The following is a 2,831-nucleotide window of genomic DNA, read 5'->3' as shown; positions in this document are numbered from 1 at the left end:
TTACTGAAATAAACAATAGCAAAAAGGGGCTGTCACACTTTTTGGACAGCCCCCGAAGACAAACCAATATAGTAAAGATACAATATCAATGCTTTATACCCTCAAACATCTCCGAGCGATCTTCTTTCGCTTGGGTGGATTTAGCCTTGAAACTATTAAATGTCCAACTCAACGTCAACGTGATTTGTGGATATTTGGGTTTGATACGTGTCAGAGAGCGTAAATCTGCCGTTTGGATATCGCTGATATATTTGGCAGAACGGAAAATATCCCGGAAAGCTAAGGTAGCGGTTAGTTTTCGGTTACATAGTTGCTGGCGAACGGCTACGTTCGCGTACCAATAAGCGTCCGTACGGCCCTGCGTCGTTACGGAAGGGCCTACAAAACTACCATCCAATTGGATACGGGTGTATTTCCCCAGATTAAACAGGTTATTCCATAGGATATCGTAATTGGTGCTTGAGGTCGTATTTCCACCGGCGGCCTGTTCGTTCTTCACCTTATAGTGATAAACGTTTCCGTTGACCGTGGTATTCCACCAACGTACCGGATGCAGGCTGACGCTTAGCTCGATACCTGTTGAATAATCATGTCCTACGTTTGACATCGAGTCTAAGGTTACACCGGCTGAATAAGGTACGCGCAACCGCTCGATCTTATCTTTCCGATACCGATGAAAGGCGGTAGCGGATACCGTATTTTCCCCGAAATTCTTCCGGTAGTTCAATTCAAAGGAGTTGATGTACTCCGGACGTATATCCGGATTACCGATCTCGGCCGTATAAAAGTCGCGATACGTAATATAAGGCTCCATATAGAAAAGCTGCGGACGTGTGGTACGACGGGAATAGGAAGCCAACAAGCGATGCTCATTCGGGAACGTATAGCCCAAATGCACCGATGGGAAAAACTCAAAACGATTCTTCGTACGATCCGCTCCCTCCACGGAACTTCGCAAGACCGTATGCGTATGCTCTCCCCGAACGCCGGCTTGCGCCTCTAAATTCTTCCACGTATGGGAAAGAATCGTATAGATAGAATTCACCCCTTCTTGAAAATAAAACGTGTTGTAGATATCGTCACGCCAAAAGAACGTTTGTCCCTTGGGGTCCCACCATTCCATATTGTAATCGCCGTCTTCCAGATAAGAATAATATTGGTAACCCGCCTCTAGCTTACCTCCTTTCCCGAAAGGCAAGGCGTAATCCAGATTGATACGCATCGTTTCCCGGTGCTCGGCCTCATAAGCACGGTGCCCCTGTTGGCGTTGCCCTTCCAAGGACATCAAGTCGTTAAAGAAATATTCCAAGGCATGGCCGCCATATTTGTAATAAGCACTACCGGAAAGCTCGTGTCCCTTATCGTTGAACTTATGCTGTACCGCCAGACTTCCCAAACCTATATTCTCATCATTATCATAATCATCTATGCTTCGATAATCTTCCGTCACCGGAGAGCCGCCCGCTACCGAACGGGTTTCCTTATAGTTCATCTCTCCCTTACGCTTATTTCCGCCATAGCCGCCCTCCAGATCCAACGCGATGGTTGTCTTGGGAAGATTCAGGCTCCAACCGCCTTTCATCGTATAATGATAGCTGTTTCCCGTACGAGGCCCGACGGAATGCGAGGTAGTGGTCTGATCGCCCACCACCGTCATCTTCTCTTGGTCGAAATCACTCTTGCGCAACCGGTCTGTCCACTGTCCGCCGATGTACCAACGGGAACGCTGATGTTGCTGTGCCAACAAGAAATCGACATGGCGGGAAAGCCACGTACTTCCCGAGAGATTCACCATCCCACTCAATCCCCGCTGGGAATGCTTCTTCGTGATAATATTAATGATACCCACGTCGCCTTCCGTATCATGCTTGGCGGAAGGTGTCGTGATAATCTCTATATTCTCTATATGCCCGGCCGGGACTTGCTCCAAAGCCTGTGTACCCGAGAAGACACTCGGCTTACCATCTATGTAAACCAAAAAGCCGCTGCTTCCACGAAAAGTAACATCGCCTTCCGCATCTACCCGTATGGAAGGCGTATTCTCTAATATATCCACGGCGGAACCGCCTCCTCCCATCATATTGGAAGAGGCCTCGACCACTTTCTTATCCAACTTATAAACCAATTGGCGTTTCTCGGCCACTACCTCCACTTCGGCGATACCTACCTCCAAAGGACTCATCATCAACTTACCTAAATCCACCGGAGACGAGGCATCCAAGATGATATCATTCTTTGTAAACACATCATATCCCATCAGACGGACCATGACCACATAATTACCCGGAGCCACCTTAGTAAACGAGAAACGTCCTTGATCGTCCGGAAAAGTCTGTTGCAAAGGTTTTTCACTTCCCATCGCAAACAGAAAGATATCCGCATAATTAATCACTTGATTCGTAGAGGCATCTATTAACTGCCCCTTAATACGGGCATTCGGAGAAGAAGCCCACGAGAGCGCACAAATCACCCATAATAAGGCCAACATTAGTCCTATCTTTTTCATGATATTGAGAATTACAATTAGATTTCTACGCAAAAGTAACTAAATTCAGAATGTTACGGTAATTAATAGCGATCATTCTTGATATATTCTTTCCCGGGATCGTCCGAGTTCGAGTAGCGAAGCAAATGGTTTCTTCCTAGGGAAACAAAAGTTTCTATATGGGAAAACAGAAGTTTCTTCAGTACAAAACTTTAGTTTTCTTCTATGAAAACAAATGTTTTCTATGTGTAAAACTTTTGTTTTATACCACAAAAAACCACAAATACTTATATATGTCTTTTCCTGATTTATCTAGACACTTTTTTTGTTTATAAACGTAATCAGT

Annotated in this window: 1 protein-coding gene; it reads right to left on the bottom strand. The window is 45.5% G+C overall.

The window, feature by feature from the left end; genetic code table 11:
- Window positions 1-85: 85 nt before the first annotated feature.
- Window positions 86-2,506 (bottom strand): TonB-dependent receptor, encoded by a 2,421-nt coding sequence (locus tag DWY79_RS22255; RefSeq protein ID WP_121962037.1) that lies wholly within the window; start codon window positions 2,504-2,506, stop codon window positions 86-88.
- Window positions 2,507-2,831: the final 325 nt, after the last annotated feature.

The sequence above is a fragment of the Parabacteroides sp. AF27-14 genome, assembly GCF_003635425.1.
Taxonomy (GTDB): domain Bacteria; phylum Bacteroidota; class Bacteroidia; order Bacteroidales; family Tannerellaceae; genus Parabacteroides; species Parabacteroides distasonis.
Note: the sequence above shows the minus strand (reverse complement) of the source record. Positions and strands in the feature narration are given on the sequence as shown.

Coding starts and splice junctions, on each gene's coding strand:
- DWY79_RS22255 (WP_121962037.1), bottom strand. CDS start 2,506: ATGAAAAAGATAGGACTAATGTTGGCCTTATTATGGGTGATTTGTGCG.